Origin of the sequence: Cobetia sp. 2AS (assembly GCF_029846355.1) — a bacterium.
Lineage (GTDB): Bacteria > Pseudomonadota > Gammaproteobacteria > Pseudomonadales > Halomonadaceae > Cobetia > Cobetia amphilecti.
Genome location: NZ_JARWKQ010000001.1, coordinates 649,192 through 670,361, shown reverse-complemented (window position 1 = coordinate 670,361; position 21,170 = coordinate 649,192). Strand labels below are relative to the sequence as shown.

The 21,170-nt window shown below is 64.8% G+C and carries 18 protein-coding genes; 7 read left to right on the top strand and 11 right to left on the bottom strand.

Annotated features, from left to right (window positions below; genetic code table 11):
• The first annotated feature begins 97 nt into the window (after positions 1–97).
• The 4 genes from glcD to QD356_RS02860 all read left to right on the top strand — a co-directional run bounded on the left by glcD (position 98) and on the right by QD356_RS02860 (position 4,795).
• A complete protein-coding gene (gene glcD / locus QD356_RS02875) occupies positions 98–1,597 on the top strand; it encodes a glycolate oxidase subunit GlcD (RefSeq protein ID WP_192837914.1) in 1,500 nt (499 codons plus the stop codon).
• Positions 1,598–1,755: 158 nt separating this feature from the next.
• On the top strand, positions 1,756–2,958 hold the full coding sequence (gene glcE / locus QD356_RS02870; RefSeq protein WP_192837913.1) for a glycolate oxidase subunit GlcE: 1,203 nt from the start codon (positions 1,756–1,758) through the stop codon (positions 2,956–2,958).
• A gap of 28 nt (positions 2,959–2,986) precedes the next feature.
• Entirely contained in the window at positions 2,987–4,309 is a 1,323-nt protein-coding gene (glcF, locus tag QD356_RS02865) for a glycolate oxidase subunit GlcF (RefSeq protein ID WP_192837912.1), read from the top strand.
• 78 nt (positions 4,310–4,387) lie between these two features.
• The gene (locus tag QD356_RS02860; protein WP_043334532.1) at positions 4,388–4,795 is read left to right on the top strand and encodes a heme-binding protein; all 408 of its coding nucleotides are present in this window, start codon (positions 4,388–4,390) and stop codon (positions 4,793–4,795) included.
• 170 nt (positions 4,796–4,965) lie between these two features.
• Here the strand turns inward: QD356_RS02860 and QD356_RS02855 are convergent, their stop codons facing one another.
• Positions 4,966–5,871 carry a LysR family transcriptional regulator gene (locus tag QD356_RS02855; protein WP_192837911.1) on the bottom strand — a complete coding sequence of 302 codons (906 nt, stop codon included), beginning with the start codon at positions 5,869–5,871 and terminating at the stop codon, positions 4,966–4,968.
• A 194-nt stretch (positions 5,872–6,065) separates the two neighbouring features.
• Here QD356_RS02855 and mgrA point away from each other — a divergent pair, with 194 nt between their 5' ends.
• Positions 6,066–7,094 carry an L-glyceraldehyde 3-phosphate reductase gene (mgrA, locus tag QD356_RS02850; protein WP_192837910.1) on the top strand — a complete coding sequence of 343 codons (1,029 nt, stop codon included), beginning with the start codon at positions 6,066–6,068 and terminating at the stop codon, positions 7,092–7,094.
• Between the two features lie 150 nt (positions 7,095–7,244).
• On the opposite strand, the gene xylB is transcribed toward mgrA, so the two are convergent.
• The 10 genes from xylB to QD356_RS02800 all read right to left on the bottom strand — a co-directional run bounded on the left by xylB (position 7,245) and on the right by QD356_RS02800 (position 18,601).
• The gene (xylB, locus tag QD356_RS02845; RefSeq protein WP_192837909.1) at positions 7,245–8,762 is read right to left on the bottom strand and encodes a xylulokinase; all 1,518 of its coding nucleotides are present in this window, start codon (positions 8,760–8,762) and stop codon (positions 7,245–7,247) included.
• A 24-nt stretch (positions 8,763–8,786) separates the two neighbouring features.
• Complete coding sequence (locus QD356_RS02840; RefSeq protein WP_318833280.1) at positions 8,787–9,488, bottom strand: nucleoside/nucleotide kinase family protein; 702 nt, start codon at positions 9,486–9,488, stop codon at positions 8,787–8,789.
• A 59-nt stretch (positions 9,489–9,547) separates the two neighbouring features.
• Positions 9,548–10,393, bottom strand: coding sequence for an L-iditol 2-dehydrogenase (locus QD356_RS02835; RefSeq protein WP_153635406.1), 846 nt, complete (start codon positions 10,391–10,393; stop codon positions 9,548–9,550).
• 21 nt (positions 10,394–10,414) lie between these two features.
• A complete protein-coding gene (locus QD356_RS02830; protein ID WP_225996385.1) occupies positions 10,415–11,125 on the bottom strand; it encodes an HAD family phosphatase in 711 nt (236 codons plus the stop codon).
• Between the two features lie 41 nt (positions 11,126–11,166).
• The gene (gene ugpC, locus QD356_RS02825; protein WP_192837908.1) at positions 11,167–12,414 is read right to left on the bottom strand and encodes a sn-glycerol-3-phosphate ABC transporter ATP-binding protein UgpC; all 1,248 of its coding nucleotides are present in this window, start codon (positions 12,412–12,414) and stop codon (positions 11,167–11,169) included.
• Positions 12,415–12,635: 221 nt separating this feature from the next.
• Positions 12,636–13,523, bottom strand: coding sequence for a carbohydrate ABC transporter permease (locus QD356_RS02820; RefSeq protein ID WP_199852368.1), 888 nt, complete (start codon positions 13,521–13,523; stop codon positions 12,636–12,638).
• A 28-nt stretch (positions 13,524–13,551) separates the two neighbouring features.
• Positions 13,552–14,439, bottom strand: coding sequence for a sugar ABC transporter permease (locus QD356_RS02815; protein ID WP_043334545.1), 888 nt, complete (start codon positions 14,437–14,439; stop codon positions 13,552–13,554).
• 233 nt (positions 14,440–14,672) lie between these two features.
• Complete coding sequence (locus tag QD356_RS02810) at positions 14,673–16,016, bottom strand: sugar ABC transporter substrate-binding protein (RefSeq protein ID WP_107335189.1); 1,344 nt, start codon at positions 16,014–16,016, stop codon at positions 14,673–14,675.
• Positions 16,017–16,869: 853 nt separating this feature from the next.
• Positions 16,870–17,826 carry a sugar-binding transcriptional regulator gene (locus tag QD356_RS02805; protein ID WP_192837907.1) on the bottom strand — a complete coding sequence of 319 codons (957 nt, stop codon included), beginning with the start codon at positions 17,824–17,826 and terminating at the stop codon, positions 16,870–16,872.
• 181 nt (positions 17,827–18,007) lie between these two features.
• Positions 18,008–18,601, bottom strand: a complete 594-nt coding sequence (locus QD356_RS02800) for a Yip1 family protein (protein ID WP_082388794.1) — start codon at positions 18,599–18,601, stop codon at positions 18,008–18,010.
• 322 nt (positions 18,602–18,923) lie between these two features.
• On the opposite strand from QD356_RS02800, the gene dctP reads away from it, so the two are divergent.
• Both dctP and QD356_RS02790 read left to right on the top strand, forming a co-directional pair.
• Entirely contained in the window at positions 18,924–19,937 is a 1,014-nt protein-coding gene (gene dctP / locus QD356_RS02795; RefSeq protein WP_192837906.1) for a TRAP transporter substrate-binding protein DctP, read from the top strand.
• A 154-nt stretch (positions 19,938–20,091) separates the two neighbouring features.
• On the top strand, positions 20,092–21,090 hold the full coding sequence (locus tag QD356_RS02790; protein WP_192837905.1) for a TRAP transporter substrate-binding protein: 999 nt from the start codon (positions 20,092–20,094) through the stop codon (positions 21,088–21,090).
• Positions 21,091–21,170: the final 80 nt, after the last annotated feature.

Here is a 21,170-nt window from a genome sequence, read left to right as displayed (position 1 = left end):
CGAACCCCGCACCAGCCAACAGTAACGACAGACAGCACCAGCCGACAGTAACGACAGACAGCAGCCGCGCAGACCCCAACCTCCCGGGAGGCAGTGCATGAATATCCTCTATGACCCGACGCTGGATGGACCGCTGGCCCAGCACGACAAGGGCCAGGTGCTGGCGCATCTCACCACCCTGCTGCCGGACCTGACGCTGCTGCACCGCGAGGAGGACCTGCACCCCTTCGAATGTGATGGCCTGTCCGCCTATCGCGTCATGCCGATGCTGGTCGCCCTCCCGGAGCGGGTCGAGCAGGTCGCCGCCCTGCTGCGTGAATGTCATGCGCTGGGCGTGCCGGTGGTGACACGTGGCGCCGGCACCGGGCTGTCCGGCGGCGCCTTGCCGCTGGCGCAAGGCGTGCTGCTGGTGATGTCGCGCATGGCGCGGATTCTCAAGATCGACCCCGATGCCCGCACCGCGCGCCTGCAGCCCGGGGTGCGCAATCTCGCCATTTCCGAGGCCGCCGCGCCCTTCGGGCTCTACTACGCGCCGGACCCCTCTTCGCAGATCGCCTGCTCCATCGGCGGCAACGTGGCCGAGAATGCCGGTGGCGTGCACTGCCTCAAGTACGGCCTCACCGTGCACAACCTGCTCAAGCTCGAGATGCTGACCATCGAAGGCGAGGCGATGACGATCGGCGCCGACAGCCTCGACTCGCCCGGCCTGGACATGCTGGCGCTGATGACCGGCTCCGAAGGCATGCTGGGGGTGGTCACGGAAGTCACGGTGCGCCTGCTGCCCAGGCCCGAGACCGCCAAGGTACTGATGGCGAGCTTCGCCGATATCGACAAGGCCGGCCGCGCGGTGGGCGACATCATCGCCTGCGGCATCATCCCCGGCGGGCTCGAGATGATGGACAACCTGGCGATCCGCGCCGCCGAGGACTTCATCCACGCGGGCTATCCGGTCGAGGCCGCCGCCATTCTGCTCTGCGAGCTGGACGGCGCCGAGGCCGATGTCGTGGATGACTGCGCGCGAGTCCGTGAGGTGCTGGAGCGCGCCGGCGCCACCGAGATCCGCCAGGCACAGGACGAGGCCGAGCGCGCGCGCTTCTGGGCCGGGCGCAAGAATGCCTTCCCCGCCGTGGGCCGCATGTCGCCCGACTACTACTGCATGGATGGCACCATTCCGCGCCGCGAGCTGCCCGCCGTGCTGAACGGCATCGCGGAGCTCTCGCGCCAATCGGGGCTCGCGGTGGCCAATGTCTTCCATGCCGGTGACGGCAACATGCACCCGCTGATCCTGTTCGATGCCAATCAGCCCGGCGAGCTGGAACTGGCCGAGGAGGTCGGCGGCAAGATTCTCGAACTGTGCGTGGCCGCCGGCGGCAGCATCACCGGCGAACATGGCGTGGGCCGCGAGAAGATCAATCAGATGTGCGCCCAGTTCAACCACGAGGAGATCAGCGTCTTCCATGCCGTGAAGGCCGCCTTCGACCCCGCTGGCCTGCTCAACCCCGGCAAGAACATCCCGACGCTGGCGCGCTGCGCCGAATTCGGTGCCATGCATGTGCATGACAACCAGTTGCCGCATCCCGATCTGCCGCGTTTCTAGACAGCTGCCACGTGGCTGGACAGCTGCCGCGTGGCTGGACGGTTTCTCTGTCATGGACAGCTCTCGAATCCGCCGCCGCCTGACCTTTCGCTACCTGACGTTCGCCACTTCATCGCCACTTCATCGCCACTTCATAGCCACTTCAATAGAGACATGCCATGCCAGAGCCAGATGATTCGCTCCAGGATCAGGTGCCGAGCCATGCCGAGTGCGCTACGCCTGCCGCCAGCCAGCACCCGCAGCAGCAGGACGCCAGTGAGGCACTCCGCGCACAGGTCCGCGCTGCCCATGAGGCAAAGCGCCCGCTGCGCATCGCCGGCAGTGGCAGCAAGGCCTTTCTCGGCCGTGAAGTGGCCGCCGAGGAAGTGCTCGACATGCGCGCGCATCATGGCATCACCCACTACGACCCGGTGGAGCTGATGGTCTCGGTGCGCGCCGGCACGCCACTGGCGACGCTGGAGGCCGTACTCGCCGAGCAAGGTCAGCACCTGAGCTGCGAGCCGCCCCACTTCGGCCCCGCGGCGACCGTCGGTGGCACGCTCGCCTCGGGACTCAGCGGCCCACGCCGCCCCTGGAGCGGCAGCCTGCGCGACCTGGTGCTGGGCACGCGCATCATCAGTGCCGACGGCAAGGCGCTGCGCTTCGGCGGGGAAGTGATGAAGAACGTGGCGGGCTACGACCTGTCGCGCCTGATGTGCGGTGCTCAGGGCACGCTGGGCGTGATCAGTGAAGTCTCGCTCAAGGTGATGCCGCGCCCGGTGGCAAGCGAATCGCTGTGTCTGGAACTCAGCCTCGCCGAGGCGCTGACTCGCCTGAATGCCTGGGGCCGCACGCCGCTGCCGATCACGGCGACCAGCTGGCATGACGGCCACCTCAGCCTGCGTCTGGAAGGAGGCGAGCGTTCGGTCCAGGCCGGTTGCGAGCAGCTGGGCGGCGAGGCCCTGACGGCGGATCAGGCGACGGCGCATTGGACTGAGCTGCGTGAGCACCGCCTGCCCTTCTTCAGCGCGCGCGCGCCGCATCAGGCGCTGTGGCGACTGTCGCTGCCGCTGGCGCTGGACCACCTCGAGTGGCAAGCCGCCGTCAGCGAACTGCTGGGCCCTGTGGGGGATGCCGACCTGCTGTGTGACTGGGCGGGCGCCCAGCGCTGGCTCGCAAGCGATGCCCCGGCCCAGCGCATCCGCTCGCTGGCCAGCCGGCTGGGTGGCCATGCCATCTGTTATACCCCGGGCACCGTCGCCGCCGAGGACAGCCCGCTGATGCCGCTGGCCGCCCCCAATGCCCGCTATCACCTTCAGCTCAAGCAGCAGCTGGACCCCCACGGCATCCTCAATCCCGGTCGCCTGTATGCCGAGATGTGACTCACGCCACGACAGGAGACGCACCTGAATGCAGACCCACTTCAGTGACGCCGCGCTTGCCAGACCGCATATCCAGCGGGCCGACAAGGTCCTGCGCAGCTGCGTGCATTGCGGCTTCTGCAATGCCACCTGCCCTACCTATCAGCTGCTGGGCGATGAGCGTGACGGACCGCGCGGGCGCATCTATCTGATCAAGCAGCTGCTGGAGAGCGACCCCGAAAGCCCGGACGCAAGTACCCGCCAGCAGGCCAGCGAGATCACCCGCGAGACCCAGCGGCATCTGGATCACTGTCTGAGCTGTCGCAGCTGCGAGACCACCTGCCCGTCGGGCGTGCAGTATCACACCCTGCTCGATATCGGGCGTCAGGAACTGGAGCGCCGCGTCGGCCGCCCGTGGCGAGAGCGCCTGCTGCGCAGTGGCCTGCGCCATGCGCTGGTCGAACCCGCGCGCTTCAAGGCCCTGCTGACACTTGGCGTGCGCTTTCGTCCCCTCGCGCCTGGCGCGCTGGCCGACAAGATCCCGCTGACCCGCGAGCGAGACCGTCAAGCCAAGCACCCGACTGCCCCTGTCACCGCGACGCCTTCTGATCAGGCGCTTCCGCGCCAGGTGCTGATGCTGGAGGGCTGCGTGCAACCGGGCCTGGCCCCCAACATCAATGCCGCCACCGCCCGCGTGCTGGCGCGCTTCGGCATCGGCGTCACGCCGATCCACGAGGCCGGCTGCTGCGGTGCCATCGACTATCACCTCAACGCCCAGCAGGCCGGTCGCGCGCGCATGCGTGCCAACATCGATGCCTGGTGGCCGGCCATCGAGGCCGGTGCGGAAGCGATCGTGCAGACCGCCAGTGGCTGCGGGGCCTTCGTCAAGGAATATGGCGAGATGCTGGCCGATGACCCGGACTATGCTGAGCGCGCTGCACGCGTAAGCGCCCTGGCCCGCGATATCGTCGAAGTGCTGGGTGAGGAGATCGCCCGCCAAGATCGACAGAGTCTCGCGGCCGCGCCCGACCAACAACCGCTGGCCTTCCATTGCCCCTGCACCCTGCAACATGCCCAGGGGCTGGGCGGCGAGGTGGAGAAGATCCTGTCGCAACTGGGCTTCACGCTGGCCCCTGTCATGGAGGGCCATCTGTGCTGCGGGTCCGCCGGCACCTACTCGATCACGCAACCGGAGTTGTCACGCCAGCTGCGAGACCGCAAGCTTGAGGCGCTGGAGGCCAACGGGCCTGCGCGCATCGCCACCGCCAACATCGGCTGTCAGACGCATCTCTCGAGCGCCGGACGCACGCCGGTGAGTCACTGGATCGAACTGGTGGATGATGCCCTGCCCGAGACGCTCCCGCAGGAATGAAGCGTCACTATCTGTTTCAGTATCTGTTTCACTATCTCTTTCACTGTCTTTTTCCCCCACCACTGCCAAGGAAGCCCGATGATCACTCGCCACGTACTGACCCTCGCTGACGTCAATCAGATGCTGGACGCCGCCCAGAAGGAAGCCGAGGCCAATGGCTGGGCCGTCTCCATCGCCGTTGCCGACGATGGCGGCCACCCGCTGGGCCTGCGTCGCCTAGACGACACCCCGGCGATGACCGGCTACTTCGCCCAGGAGAAGGCCAAGAGCGCTGCCCTGGGTCGCCGCGAGACTCAGCTGTTCGAGGACTCCATCAACGGCGGGCGCACCGCCTTCCTGTCAGCGCCGCAGCTTGAAGGCATGCTGGGCGGCGGCGTGCCGGTGATGGTCGAAGGCCAGATCGCCGGCAGCATCGGCGTGTCCGGCGTCAAGCCGGAGCAGGATGCCCAGATCGCCAAGGCCGGGGTCGCCGCACTGGGCCTCTGAGGCGCCGCCAGTCTGGATAAAGAGGCCTCACCGGCTTGGATAATAAGTCCTCACCGGTTTAGGTAAAAAGCCCTCGCCGGCCTGAATAAATGGCGAATGAAAAGACCGCCGCGCCCATCAGGGCACGGCGGTCTTTTGGCATACGCCACTCTTGCGTCTGGGTCTTTCGGTCACGCCCCGCGAGGCGGCATGGCGGCCTCCACCGCGGCCATGAAGGCGCGCAGCTTGCCCGACTGCGGCAGGCGCTGGGGATAGAGCATGTAGATGCTGTTGGGTTCGCCCTCCTCATGCGCCAGCAGACGCACCAGACGACCTTCGGCCAGCTCACGGTCGACCAGATAATGGGCGACCCGGATGATGCCGGCATGACCCAGCGCCTGCTGCTTGAGCAGGCGGTGATCATTGATGGCCAATCCCCCCGCGAGACTGACCTCACCACTGGCCAGCGGCCAGCCGGACTGCCCCGACCAGACGTGGCAGCGATGATCGCCAAGCGCCGCGGCCGTGTGCGGCGTGCCATGCGCGGCAAGATACTCGGGCGAGGCGCAGCAGCAGTGGACGTAATCGAGCAGGCGACGCGCGATCATGTTGTCCGGTGGCGTGCGCGTGGCGCGAAATGCCACATCAAATGGCTCACGGGTCAGGTCATGACTCTCGTAACTGACGTCCAGACGCAGCTCGACTGCCGGATGGCGCGCCTGAAAGGCATTGCAGACCTCGACCAGATAACGCTCGGCGAACAGTACCGGCGCCGTGATGCGCAACACCCCGCTGTAGCCCTGACACTCCGACTCACTCGTCTGCTCCAGGTCGTGTTCAAGCTCGCGCTCCAGTGCCAGCAACTCGCCATGCACCGACTGCATGCGCTGGCGAATGCGCTCACCTTCCTCGGTGAGACGGACCGCCCGCGTGGTGCGGATCAGCAAGGGCGCCCCGATGTCCTGCTCCAGCCGCCGCACCTGCTCGGAAAGATGGGCACGCGACACGCCCAGCGCCTTGGCCGCCCGGGTGAAGCTGAGGGTTTCCGCCACCTGAGCGAACAACATCAGTCGCTCCACCTGCTTGTGATACCGCATCCTGCCTGCTCCTCATGCCAGCCATCCGGGATTTCAGTGATCGAGACTGCCACAGCATTGTACGTTCTGGCGAACAATCTATTCGTTCGCATGTGCTTATCAGACCTGCAGACGCGACCTAGACTGAAGGCGTCATTCGATGTCACCTCACCCCTGTGAGACATCGACGCCTCCACTCGCGAAAGGACTCCGCCATGCGCTATACCCCGGCTGAAGATCGCTACGAACGCATGCACTACCAGCGCTGCGGCAAGAGCGGCCTCAAACTGCCCCGCCTGTCACTGGGGCTCTGGCACAACTTCGGCAACAACGCCCACGAAGACAATGCGCGCGCCATCTGCCAGACCGCCTTCGATCTGGGCATCACCCACTTCGATCTGGCCAACAACTACGGGCCGCCACCGGGCAGCGCCGAGGAAATGTTCGGTCGCATGCTCAAGCGCGATTTTGCCGGCTACCGCGATGAGATGGTGATCTCCACCAAGGCGGGCTATCACATGTGGCCTGGCCCCTACGGCGAATGGGGCAGCCGCAAGTACCTGCTCTCGAGCCTGGATCAGAGCCTCAAGCGCATGGATCTTGATTACGTCGATATCTTCTATTCGCACCGCTTCGATCCGGACACGCCGCTGGAAGAGACGATGGGGGCGCTGGACAGTGCCGTGCGTTCCGGCAAGGCGCTCTATGCGGGCATCTCCTCCTACAATGCCCAGCGTACCCGCGAAGCCGCCGCTATCCTGCGCGAGCTGGGCACGCCGTGCATCATCCATCAGCCCAGCTACTCGATGATCAATCGCTGGATCGAGGAAGACGGCCTGCTCGACACCCTCGATGACGAGGGCATCGGCTCCATCGTGTTCTCGCCGCTGGCCCAGGGCGTGCTGACCAACAAGTATCTGGGCGGCGTGCCACAGGATAGCCGTCTGGCTCGCGGCGGAGCGATCAAGGAAGACCACCTCACCGAGGACAATCTGGAGCGGGTGCGCGCCCTCAACGCCATCGCCGAGCGCCGTGGCCAGTCGCTGGCCCAGATGGCCCTCGCCTGGGCGCTGCGTGGCAACCGCGTCACCACCGCACTGATCGGCGCCAGCCGTCCGGAACAGGTCAGCGATTGCGTCAAGGCACTGGATCATCTCGACTTCACCCAGGCCGAGCTCGACGAGATCGATCGCTACGCCGTCGATGGTGGCGTCAATCTGTGGGCGCGCTCGTCCAATGCCTGAGCTCGTGCCTGAGCCGCGACTGATGCCGTGAAGCGCGTGAAACACATCGCCCCCGCCGAGTGAGACTCGACGGGGGCGATGTGTTTGGCGTGACGTGCTGATGTATTGAGTTCAGCCGCCGTGCTCTGACAACGAGCTCTGACAACGTGCTCAGCCGCCGGCGGCAATGCCGTGCTCGCTGGCCAGCAACGCGCGGTAATCGGCGTAGCCCTTGCGGTAGGCGGCCACGCCTTCGGCCTGGGGCTGGGCGAGTGTCGCGTGATCCAGCGCGACCAGCCGCTCGCAGAGTTGCTCAAGCGTCTCGCCGTGGCGGCCTTGCCCCTCATTGCCTGACTGTCCCAGACACCAGCCCGCCTGAATCGCGGCGCCCAGGGCGGCGGCCTCGGTCACCTGCGGGCAGACCACCTCAAGGCCGAGAATGTCGGCCAGCATCTGACGCCACAACGGGCTTTTGGCACCACCGCCCACCAGGCGGATCTGGCGCGCCTCACTGCCCAGCGGCCCCATGCACTCGAGTGCGTAGCGCAGGCCGTAACTTGCGCCTTCCATGGTCGCGCGGCACAGGTTGGCCGGGGTGGCATTGCGACTGTCCAGCCCATGGAAACTGGCCTGGGCACGCGGCAGCATCGGCACGCGCTCGCCATTGAAGAACGGCAGCACCTGCACGCCCTCGGCTCCGCGCGGGGCACTTGCCACCTGGGCGGAGAAGGTGGCGATGTCGAAGCCGAAAATCTCGCGTACCCGTGTGGTCGCCGAGGTCACATTCATGGTGCATACCAGCGGCAGCCAGCCACCATCGCTGGCGCTGAAACTGGCCACCTGAGGGTCGCAGCCGGCCGGATAGTCCGCCGACCAGGCGCATACCGTGCCGGAGGTGCCCATGCTGAGCGTCACCCGCCCCGGCGCGATGTTGCCGGTGCCGATGGCGCTCATCATGTTGTCGCCGCCGCCGCTGGAGACGATGACGTCGTCACGCAGCCCGAAGCGCGCGGCGATCTCGGGGCGAATGCGTCCGGCCGGCTCGTGGGATTCGATCAATCGGGGCAGCACGCGCCGGGCATCAAGCTCCGGGGCGATCTGCGCGAAGACATCCAGATGCCAGCAGCGCCGCCGGGTATCGAAATAGCCGGTGCCCGAGGCATCGCCATATTCGGCGACGCGCTCGCCGGTCAGCCAGAAGTTGAGATAGTCATGCGGCAGCAGGATGCTGGCGATGCGCTGGTAGCGCTCGGGATGCCGCTCACGCAGCCAGGCGAGCTTGGAGGCGGTGTAGCCGGTCTGCAGCACCAGGCCGAGCGTCTCCAGACAGCCCGCCTCACCTCCCAGCGCCTCAATCAATGAGGCATTGTGCTCGCTGGTCTCGGTATCACACCACAGCTTGGCCGGATGGAGCGGCACGCCGGCCGCATCCAGCACCACCATGCCATGCTGCTGACCGGACACCCCGATCGCCGTGATGCGCTGCGGGTCCAGCCGCGAGGCGGCCAGTGCATCAGCGAAGGCGCCCTCAAGCGCCGCCACCCAGTCCTGCGGGTCCTGCTCGCGACGCCCGTTGGCGCCTTCCTGCAGCGCATGACTGCGCTGGCCCTGGGCCACGATGCTGCCGCAGGCCGGATCGACGATCACCACCTTGGTACTCTGAGTCCCACAGTCAACGCCTACCCACATGGGGCTCTCCCTGCCATCCGTCATTCAGCGGTCTTCCCCATCGGGGCCGATGGGGGCATTCGCGAGGCGCCAACGCCAGTCGGCGTTGAGCGAGTCCTGCTTGATCAGGTGCGCGTTGAGCATGTCCTTGTGATGGGTGCGCTCGTGGGCACCGCGGGCATCCTGGCCCATCTCGCGCCAGCGATGCAGCAGACGCGGCACCAGCACCTCATCCTCGATATCCAGAAAGATGCTGATGTCGAACAAGCCGAGCAGCGCGTCCCAGGGCGCGTGGCGCAGCAGCAGATAGTTGCCCTCGACCAGCACGATGCGATGGTGGGTCTCGACCACGCGGCCACCGGCACGTGCCAGGTCCAGCGGGCGATCGAAGACCGGCACGGCGACCGGGCCATCATCGGCGCGCACCCTGACGAGATCATGATAGAGCCCGCGCGCATCGAAGGTCTCCGGTGCGCCCTTGACGTAGAGCAGGCCCTGCGGCGCCAGCACGGCATTGTCGTAGTGATAGCCATCCATCGGCACCACTACGGCGATGCCGGGTTCCAGCGCATTGAGGGTCTCGCACAGGGATTCCGACAACGTCGACTTGCCCGCCGCCGGCGGGCCGGCGAGGGCCACGATGGTACGTGTGCGCTGACTGGAGGCGTGTTCCGCCAGCACACGGCTGGCCATGTCGTCCAACGAGGGCGACATGTGGGCCAGGCGAGAATCGGGTAAAGATGTCACGTGACTACCTCATTCATGGATGCGCACCCTTGCAGCGGGACGGAAGGTGTCTCTCATCCTTAGCTCATCCAGTTGCCACCGTCGACATTGAGTGTCTGGGCGACGACGAAATCGCTGTCTTCACAGGCCAGAAATACCGCGGCGCCGGCGTGGTCATCCGGCAGCCCCATGCGTCCATAGGGTACCGCCTCGCCGACCAGGCGCTTCTTCTCACCCAACGGGCGCTGTTCATGATGGGCGAACAGCGCATCGACCTGATCCCACATCGGCGTGTCCACCACGCCCGGCGCGATGCCATTGACATTGATGCCATGGCGGATGAGATCAAGCCCGCAGGACTGGGTCAGGCTGATCACGGCGGCCTTGGAGGCACAATAGGCGCTGACCAGCGCCTCGCCGCGTCGTCCGGCCTGCGAGGCCATGTTGATGATCTTGCCGCCCTGCCCGCGCTCGACCATCGTTCTGGCCACCGCCTGCAGAGTGAAGAACAGGCCCTCGACATTGACCGCCAGCTGGTGACGCAGCATGCCCTCGCTGACCTCCAGCACCGGCGCCATGGCGAAGACGGCGGCATTGTTGACCAGGATATCGATCGGCCCCAATTGTGCCTGCACGCATTCCAGCATGCTCTGACGCGAGACGCTCGACGTCACGTCCAGCGTCACCGCCAGGACGCGTGCCTGTGGCCCGGCCTGCTCGCGCAGCTGCTGGGCGGCGCGCTCCGCCGCCTCGCCATTGATGTCCGCCAGCGCCACATAGGCGCCTTCGGCGACATAGCGGGTGGCGATGGCCAGGCCGATACCGCCCGCAGCGCCGGTGACCACCGCCACCTTGCCGGCGAGTCGGGCGCTGCGCGGCGAGGTCAGCGGCTCACTATTATTGGCCGACTCGGATAGCGTCTGCATGTTGTCACTCCCTGACGGTGCTCATGTGGCGCTCAGGTCGCTGGCCTGACCGATACGTAGCTGACTGATCAGAGCGCTGACCTCCTCCATGCTCGCACAGCTCTGCCAGGCACCCGCCTCCAGCTGACGCTGGGCGTGGCCCGGCGGAATATGCCCGGCGCCGGTGAAGCCGATCACGCGCAGACCGGCCGCGACCGCCGCGCTGACGCCGGCGAGGCTATCCTCGATCACCACGCACTGCTGGGCATCACGCCCCAGCTGACGCAGCGCCAGCTGATAGACGTCCGGCGCGGGTTTGGGGCGCGCGACCTGCTCGGCCGTGAAGAGCGGCACCGAACCCAGCCAGCGATCCAGACCGGTAGCGGCCAGCGAGGCACGCACCCGCCGCTCGGCGCTGTTGGAGACGATCGCCACGGCCACGCCATTCGCCAACAGCCCGCCAAGCAGTTCCGCCATGCCGCTGATGGGCGCAAGTTCCTTCGCCAGACGTGACTCGATGGCGTGGTCGATGCGCTCCATCGCCTGCGGCGGCAGGGTGTGAGCGCTCATGGCCTCCAGATGCCCCAGGATGGCCTCGGTGGTCATGCCCAGCGCCGCGCGCAGCTCGGCCTCGGTGTCGAGGTCCGGCAGCCACTCACCCAGCTGACGCGACAGCTCCTCCTCGGCCAGCACTTCGCTGTCCACCAGCACGCCATCACAATCGAAGATCACCTGCTGCAAGGGTGTACTCATCTCATCATCCTCTCTGGCTTCCCGATTCGCGGCTGCCCGATTCATGCGCGGGCTTCCTGTGCGGCGCTGGCACTGGACAGGGAATTGTCCTGACGCGTCAGGCTGGTCAGCGGGTGACGGTTGAGATTCTGCAGCGCCAGCCCTTCACGGGTGAAGAGGTGCGCACGCTCGGTATCGAAGCCGTAGCGGATGCTGTCACCCACGCGGCTGTTGACGTCGCCATCCGCCATCAGGATCCAGCCGCTGTCGGACTGCTCGTCGGACTTGAGGCCGCCGATCGGCGCATCGCCGGAACCATCCGGAGTCGCCAGGTACAGAGAGGTCACCCCGCCCAGACGCTCGATGACCTGGACCTGGCCGCTGAACGGGCCTTGCGCGTCCAGCATCAGATGCTCGGGGCGCACGCCCAGCGTCAGGCTGTCGCCGACGATGACCGAGGCACCATCCTCGGTCTGGCTCACCACCGGAATCAGGCGCTCGCTGCCATCGGGCAGGCTCACCGTGACACCCTCGCCGGCCACGCCAGTGACGGTGATGTCGAGGAAATTCATCTTCGGCGAGCCGATGAAGCCGGCCACGAAGCGATTGCGCGGGTGATGGTAGAGCTCCATCGGCGAGCCGACCTGCTCGACCACGCCGCCCTGCAGCACGACGATCTTGTCGGCCATGGTCATGGCTTCGACCTGATCGTGGGTCACGTAGATCATGGTCGCCTTGAGCTCGGCATGCAGCCGCGCCAGCTCGATGCGCATCTGCACACGCAGTGCGGCGTCGAGGTTGGAGAGAGGCTCATCGAACAGGAAGATGCTCGGGTTGCGCACGATGGCGCGGCCGATGGCGACACGCTGACGCTGACCACCGGACAGAGCCTTGGGCTTGCGGTCCAGCAACGGCCCGAGCTGCAGCACCTCGGCGGCGGCGTTGACCTTCTCGGCGCGCTCTTCCTTGGAGACGCCGGCGAGCTTGAGGCTGAAGCCCATGTTCTCGCCCACCGTCATGTGCGGATAGAGCGCGTAGCTCTGGAACACCATCGCCAGGCCGCGCTCGGCCGGGCCGATATCGTTCATGCGCTTGCCATCGATCAGGATGTCACCGGAGGTCGCGTTCTCGAGACCGGCGATCATGCGCATCAGCGTGGACTTGCCGCAACCGGACGGGCCGACGAAGACCACGAACTCCTGGTCCTTCACTTCCAGATCGACTCCCTTGATGACCTGGGTGGTGGAGGCGCTGGCGCCGCTGCCGGAGGTGAATTCCTTGACGATGTTCTTGAGCGTGAGTGTGGACATGGGAAGTTTCCTTATCCGCACCTGCCCGAGGGCAGGTGATGGCAAATTTGGGTGGCATGGCAAGGGTGCAACATGCGTGTGGCTCTCGGCCGCCTGCGCTGATCTGCTATCAATCAATGTTCATCAGGCAATGTTCATCAGCCAATGTGGCGCAGGCGGCGTACCTCTCTGTGGCTTATGCGTCTTGCGTGTGCGTCTTGCATGTCTCTGACTGGCGCGGGTTACTTGACGGCGCCGAAGGTCAGGCCGCGTACCATCTGCTTCTGGGTCATCCAGCCGAAGATCAGGATCGGCGCGATGGCGAGCGTGGAAGCCGCGGACAGCTTGGCCCAGAACAGCCCTTCCGGACTGGAGAAGGACGCGATGTAGGCGGTCAGCGGTGCGGCGTTGGAGGTGGTCAGGTTCAGGCTCCAGAACGCCTCGTTCCAGCTCAGGATCACGCACAGCAGACCGGTGGAAGCGATGCCCGGCAGGGTCAGCGGCAGCAGCAGGTGGAAGATCTCCTGCAGGGTGCTGGCGCCATCCATGCGCCCGGCTTCGAGGATGTCCTTGGGAATGTCCTTGAAGAAGGTGTAGAGCATCCAGACCACGATCGGCAGGTTCATCAGCATGTAGATGATGATCAGGCCGGTGCGGCTATCCAGCAGGCCCAGATCGCGGAAGATCAGGTAGACCGGCAGCAGCACGCCCACGGACGGCAGCATCTTGGTCGACAGCATCCACAGCAGTGTCCCCTGGGTGCGCTTGGTGGGCAGGAAGGCCATCGAGTAGGCGGACGGAATCGCGATCAGCAGCGCCAGCAGCGTTGCCCCGAGCGAGATCACCACACTGTTGAGGGCGTACTTGAAGTAGTCCGCACGTGCCTGGATCTCGATATAGCCCTCGACGCTGGGCGTGAAGAACAGGCTGGGCGGCGTGGCAATCGCCTCGGCCTCGGTCTTGAAGCTGGTGAGGATCATCCAGAAGATCGGGAAGAACATCACCAGCGCGATGGTCCAGGCCACCAGGGTCAGGACAAGCTTCTTGTTGATCACGCTGCGGCGCGCGCGACTGGCGCTGACGGCAGCGCTGGCGGCGGCCACGGAATTGGAAGTTGAAGTCGACATCATTGAGTCTCCCTGTGCTGAGCGCTTGTCATCAGTTCTCGAGATTCTTGGCGACGGTACGCACCAGGAAGAAGGCCACGATATTGGCCAGGATGATGGCGATCACGCCACCGGCGGAGGCACCACCCACATCGAAGTCCAGCAGGGCGCGGATATAGATCAGGTACGCCAGGTTGGTCGAGGCAAGCCCCGGGCCACCGGAGGTGGTGACGAAGATCTCGGCGAAGATGGTCAGCAGGAAGATCATCTCGATCATGACCACGACGCTGATGGCACGCTTGAGGTGCGGCAGGGTGATGTAGAAGAAGATCGCCACCGGCCCTGCCCCATCCATGCGCGCCGCCTCGACCTGGTCGTCATCTAGCGACTGGATGGCGGTCAGCAGGATCAACACCGCGAACGGCAGCCACTGCCAGGTGACGATGATCACGATGGAGGTCAGCGGCAGGCTGGCGAACCAGTCGATGGCCGGCAGACCGAACAGCCCGGCGACCCAGGCGAGAATGCCGTTGACCGGGTGCATCATCATGTTCTTCCACACCAGGGCACTCACGGTGGGCATGATGAAGAACGGCGCGATCACGAACAGGCGCGCGACGCCGCGGCCGAAGAATTCCTGCTGCAGCAATACCGCCAGCAGCGTGCCGCCGACCACGGTGGCGACCAGTACCCAGCCCACCAGCAGCAAGGTGTTGCCCATGGCGGTCCACAGGGACGGGTCGGTCAGCAGGTAGTAATAGTTGTCGACGCCGGCGAAGCCGGACACCGACGGCATCATCAGGTTGTAACGCTGGAAGGAGAACCACAGGGTCATGACCAGTGGTACCAGCATCCACATCAACAACAGGCTTACGGCTGGGGCTTGCAGCGACAGGGTTCGCAATCCCCCGACGGTGCGTCCGGATGCTCTCGTGCGCATGGTGAGTCCTTCGATACGGTGAGGAAGTCAGGCAATGCGGTGGGCTTCAGGCCGAGACTCCCCGTGCCACGCCGCGAGGGCGTTGCAGGAGTCTCGAGAGGAAGGGGGTACCGCGGGTGCCGGACGGGGCTCCCGCCGTGCTTCGAGTCAATCTCTGTTGAGGCTCAAGGCAAGGCGGGAGGCCGTTGCAACGTTCAGATCAGATCGGTTGGGATCAGACCGGCTGGATCAGATCAGTAGCCCGACTGGCGCATGGTGCGCTCGGTGGAACGCTGGGCGGAGGACAGTGCCTGCTCGACCGACATCTGGCCGGCCAGCGCCGCGGCGATCATCTGACCCACCTGGGTACCGATGGACTGGAATTCCGGGATGGTCACCATCTGCACGCCGACATAGGGCACCGGCTCAAGCGTCGGGTCAGTCGGGTCAGCACTGGTGATGGCGTCCATCACGAAGCCGGCGAAGGGTGCGGCGTCCTTGTAGGACTGGTTCTCGTAGGTGGACACACGGGTGCCCGGCGGGATGCTGGCCCAGCCTTCACGCTCGCCGACCAGGTTCACGTATTCCTGGGAAGTGGCCCAGGTGATGAAGGTCTGGGCGGCATCCTTGGACTTGGAGGATTCCGGAATCGCAAGCGCCCAGGACCACAGCCAATGCGAGCCCTTCTCCGTCTTGGCGATCGGTGCCGGCGCGAAGCCCAGCTTGTCGGCCACGGAAGATTCCTTCGGGTTGTAGAGCTTGCCGGCCGCCGAGGTAGCGTCGACCCACATGCCGCACTTGCCGCTGGAGAACAGTGCCAGGTTCTCGTTGAAGCCGTTGGAAGTCGCGCCCGGCGGGCCGTACTTGCCCATCATGTCGACGTAGAAGTTGATGGCCTCGCTCCAGGCCGGGGAATCCAGCTGCGGCTCCCACTCCTCATTGAACCAGCGACCGCCGAAGCTGTTGACCATGGTGCCCAGCACCGCCATGTTCTCGCCCCAGCCCGGCTTGCCGCGCAGGCAGATGCCATAGACGCCTTCATCCGCGGAGTTGAGCTTGGCAGCCCAGTCGTTGACCTGGCTCCAGGTCGGCTGCTCCGGCATCTCGATACCGGCCTGCTCGAAGAGGTCCTTGCGGTAGTAGAGCATGGAGCTTTCGCCATAGAACGGCAGCGCGTAGAGGCCTTTCTTCTCGCCTTCGGTCACGCTCAGACCATCACGCACCGGCTTGATCAGGTCATCGACCTGATAGTCCTCCGGCAGGTTGTCGAGCTTGGTCAGCCAGCCATGCTTGGCCCAGATGGGCACTTCGTAGGTGCCGATGGTCATGACATCGAACTGGCCACCCTGGGTCGCCACATCGGTGGTCAGACGCTGACGCAGCACGTTCTCTTCCAGTACCACCCAGTCGAGGGTGATGTCCGGATGCGCCTTCTCGAATTCGCTGGTCAGGCTCTGCATGACCACCATGTCGGCGTTGTTGACGGTCGCGACGGTGATGGTCTCGGCACTGACCTGGGCGCTGAGTGGCGCCAGGGCAGCGACACTGGCGAGCGAGAGCAGATGACGGCGGGACTTGGTGATGTGAGGTAGGCGCATGAGGGCACTCCATCGGGGCGTTATTGGCATTGTTCTTTTCGAGGGCAGCGGCGCCTTGAGCACCGATACCTTCCCATCAACCGGCTTGGTGAACGGATGTCCTGGCGAGACATCGCGACGCAAACACGTTCGATCAAAACGTCATTCAGTGAACAAATGATCGGATCAGACCTGTGAAAAAGCAAACTCTGAAGCGCTATACCTTGGGCTATACAACCTTGGGATCTGATCCTTTGGGTGTAGGCCACAAGGCGGCATGGCCACTGAGCTTGCGTGCAATTCAGCATAGACAGATATTAGCGTTAAACGAAACAACGCAGACCACGATTGCCGCCCCGATTCTTTATCATTGAGGCGAACAAACGCGTCCGATTGTCAGACAAGAGAAGGCAGTGTTCGCCCCAAAAGTCATGGCTCCGACGCAATGATGGGAGAACCAAGGGGAAATAAATAGAGGACAAAGAGCGAATCAAGAGAGAGCAAAGGGCAAGAAAAAAAGCAGGTATCGAGGAGAAATAGCAAAGGAATGGCGAAGGAATGGCGAAGGAGTGACGGAGAAATAGCAGAGCAATAGCACCGGGAAGGTAACGGGACGCCTGGGCCTCACGCGAGCATCGCGCGGACAACGACAATGCTGAACCTTGGCAACGATAACGACACCAAGAACGACACCAGGAGCAAGGCATGGGGCCATGCGCCCCGCCCTGCTCCCGATGACTCGCTCGGCGCATTGTACGACGCGTATCCACGGGAGCCTGTCATCGGGAGCCAGTCGTCAAGCGCAAGCCGTCAGCAGAAAACTAATAGGCTGCAGACATCTCGATGAAACCATACGAAGACGGCAGTTCTCTGCTCACTCCCTGAGGGCCGCGCAGACCCGCTGGGCAGCCACCTCATCGATGATCAGCCCCTGCAGCCAACCACCGCGCAACGCACTCAGGATGGCCGGCACCTTGTCGTGCCCGCCCGCCAGCCCGATCAGCGGCTGCGCCTTGAGCGAGGTCAGCGGCACGCTGGTGATGCGCTGCGCCAGCGGGCAATCGATCAGCCGGCCATGGGTGTCCAGCGGCCAGCCCATCAACTCGCCCACGGCACCGACTTCCATCAGCTCATCGCGCTCGGCGGCGCTGATGAACTGATCCTGGAACAGCGTCGCCTGGGCATCGAGACGCCCGATGCCGATCATCCCCACATCGGCCTCGCAGGCGACCTTGAACACCGCCTTGACCAGATTCTGCCCCTGCAGCGACTCCTTCTCCTCGATGCTGGCCGCCACCACGGGCGCGGGTAGCAGGAAGCGATCAGCGCCGATCTTGTCCGCCAGCAGCATCACGCCGTCATAGCGGTTGGATGAGCCATCCAGCGCCACATTGCCGACCAGTGACACGATGCGATGCTGGGGGCGCTCGCTGCGACTCAGCGCTTCCACCGCCGCGCGCACCGCACGCCCGGTACTCAGCGAGATGGTCTGCGGCTGCTGGCGACCGAGATAGAACGCCAGACGTTCGGCACCCGCCACCGCCAGATACTCCGCGATGCTCTCCGGTGACTGGGTGTCCGAGGGCACCACATCGCAGAAGCTCAGCCCGAAGTGCTCCACCAGCGTATCCGACAGCGCCATGCTGCTGGCCACGGGATGATCGATGGAGATCTTGACCAGCCGCTCCTGGCGCGCCAACGACAGCAGGCGCTGCACGCCGGGGCGCGACACCCCCAGCTGAACCGCGATGTCATCCTGGGTCCGTCCACCGACATATGACAACCATGCAGCCCGCGCAGCCTGCTCCAGTCGCTGTTCAAACTTGTCCATGCGCTTTCTTCCACACTGTCGATTGAGTCCAACACTTTCCACGCCGCCGCCACCGAGCACAAGTGCCACGCGCCAACCCGCGCGCAAAACGACAACGCCCCGCCGATGAAGGCGAGGCGTTGCAGAGACGCTTTTTCGCGCCGATGGCATCAGCTGGCTGATGCCAGTGTGCCGTGAATGACTACATGAACCAGCGTGCGCCATACCCCCACAGCAGCACGGTGACCGCCAGCAGGCCCTCGAGAACCAGCACCCCGATCCCCAGTGTCGACCCGGTGACGAGGAAGCCTTCCTTGTTGGAGATGTCGAGCAGTGGCGGAATGCCCAGATACAGCAGGTATGCGCTGTAACACAGGCCAATGGTGCCCGCGAGGATACACACCCAGATGACGGGATAGAGCGCGACCAGCCCCGCGAGGAACATCGGCGTGGCGACATAGCCCGCGAAGATGATGCAACGCCGGCGACTGGGGTGCCCCGAGAAACGCTGCGAGAGCATGTGAATGACAGTGCCCATGAAGCCGATCGCTGTCAGTATGGCGATATAGAACGCGATACCGGCGAAGAAGGCATCCAGTGGCTCCAGAAGAATGGCGTGGCCTTCCGTCAGGCTCCAACCGAACTGCGTGGTCCCGATGTAGGCACAGATGACAGGCACCAGCGCCATGAGCAGCACATGATGTGCGTAGAGGTGGGTGATGGATTCGTGTTCCTTGCGGATGGTCTGCCATTCCCGTTGCGGATGCGCCATCAAGCCCCATACGTGGGTCAGCATGTGGTCTACCTCCCGTTGACAGTCGTCGACAATCCGGCCATGCGGTCCCGGCGCGGAGTTCGTGTCAGGGCAGTTGCACAGCCATGAATTGAGCGTAGACCACATTGCGCCAACTGGCAGTTCAACGCCCGTTGCCCCTTCCGAATCGTGCCGGTGCAGGCGTGAAACAGGCCAACCAGGGAAGCGTTGACCGGGACAGCGACAGCACGCCCTGCACTTTTGAGGGATACTTGATTTACCCCCTATGGATGGATGACGACGAATGCCAATCGGACAGCGTAGCGGCATGAAGGCAGTGCTTGTCATGCAGGGAGTGCACGACATGAAGAGAATGTTCGGCATCAAGAGAGCGCTCGGCGTGGGCCTGGCAGTGGGCCTTGCCACCCTGGGCACGCCCGCCCAGGCAGAGCCGGTCGCGCTGACCATGAGCCGCGAATACGGCCCCCAGACCATGATGGGCCAGCGCGCCCAGCAGTTCGTCGATCAGGTAGCATCGCTCAGCGGGGGCGAGCTCGAGATCACCTTCGGAGAGGGCCCGCTGAGTCGGCTGCGCTCGGTGAATCACCTCGAGGCCATCAACGCCGACATCATCCAACTGGCCGACTCCCACAGCGGCGCGCTGGCCGCCGAGATGCCGCTGTTCGGCCTCAGCTCGCTGCCGACCCTGGTAGATGACCCGCATCAGGCGCGCGAACTCTACCGTCTGGCGCGCCCCAGCTATGAAGCGCAGCTGGAAGAGCATGACCAGATTCTGCTCTATGCCCTGCCCTGGCCGCCCAGCGGGCTGTGGTCACGCAAGCCGATCACCACACGCGATGACCTCCGGGGCGTGCCCGTGCGGGCCTACGACCGCAATACCCAGCGCGTGCTGCTCAACCTTGGCGCCATCGCCACCGTGCTCGGCTGGGAGCCGATGCAGCAGCAACTGGCCGAAGGCCGTATCGAGGCGGTGATGACCTCGGCCCTGGGCGGCCTGACGGCTGAGCTCAACCGCACGCTGGATCACTACACCGCGCTGCAATACGCCATGCCACTCAATATCGTTCACATGAGCCGGTCACGCTTCGAAGCGCTCGACGAGACCCAGCGCGAGGCCCTTCTCAGCGCCGCGACCGAGATTGAAGACACCAGCTGGAACGCCATCGCCAGTGTCCTGGAACAGACCCATGCTCAGCTGGAAGAGGCCGGCGTGACGGTCAGCAACCCCCTCTCGCCCGAACTCAAGCGCTCACTGGCACGCGCCAGTGTCAGCGTGATCGAGAGCTGGCGCAGCAAGGTAGAACTTGCTGATAACGAGCTGCTGGATCGCTATCTCGCACAACGCGATACCCTCTGAGTCAGGCGCGCGACCGTGTCACCAGCCGCCGCCACGACGGCCGCCTTCCCGATAGCGCAGGGAAAATGCGCGACGTCACCCTGCAGCTGAGCATAAACGCAGGCATGCACTACCCTAGCGGGCAAAGGTCAAAGACAAAAAGAAAGGATTCCCCATGACGTCTTCCTCACGCATTTCCGCCCAGTTGTCCGCTGGCCTGGCCACGGCAGGCCTGATCGGCGCACTCAGCGCGCACGCCCAGACGACCCTCAGCATGAGCAGCGATTACGAGCCCGACACGATGATGGGCCAACGCGCTGCCGAATTCAGCCAGCAGGTCGCCAGCCAGTCCGAAGGCGACCTGACGCTGACGCTGCGCTCGGACATTCGCTCCGCCAGTCACCTGCAGGCCACTGCCGGCGGTGTCATCGACATCGCCGCGACACTCAGTGGCGCGCTCGCCGAGGAAGCCCCCTTCTTCGGCATCTCCTCGCTGCCGGCGATCGCCTACGACCTCGATGAAGCTCACCGCCTGTACGTGGTCGCGAAGCCGCGCTACGAGGAACTGCTCGCCGAATACAACCAGATCCTGCTGTATGCCCTGCCGTGGACGCCCAGCGGCCTGTGGTCGAAAGCGCCCATCGCTGACGGTGATGACCTGAAGGACATGCCGATCCGTACCTACGACCGCAACACGCAGCGTGTGCTGCTCAATCTGGGCGCGGCGCCTCAGGTGATGAGCTGGGGAGAGCTCAAACCCCTGCTGCCCGGTGGCAGCATCCACGGCGCGCTGACCTCCGCGATGGGCGGTGTCAGTGCGGAGCTCTACCGCTACATGCCCCACTTCACCACGCTCAACTACGCGATGCCGCTCAATATCATTCACATGAATCGCGATAGCTTCGACGACATGACAGAGTCACAGCAGCAGGCGTTGATCGATGCCGCGCATGCCGCCGAGTCTGCCGGCTGGACGGCCACCCACAGCGTGCTGGACGAGGCCTACACCATTCTGCAGGAGAACGGCGCGAAGCTGATCACCCCGGCCCCACCTGAGCTGCAGGATGCCCTCGAGGAGGCCAGCCAGCATGTGGTGGAAAGCTGGGAGCAGAAGGTCACCAGTGAGGATCGCGAACTGCTGACGAAGTATCTCGAATCACGGCCCGAGCGCTGAGCCCGAAAGCACTGATGATCGTCAGGCTCCAGACACGACAACGGCACCCTCGGGTGCCGTTGTCGTCTTCGTGCGCTTCA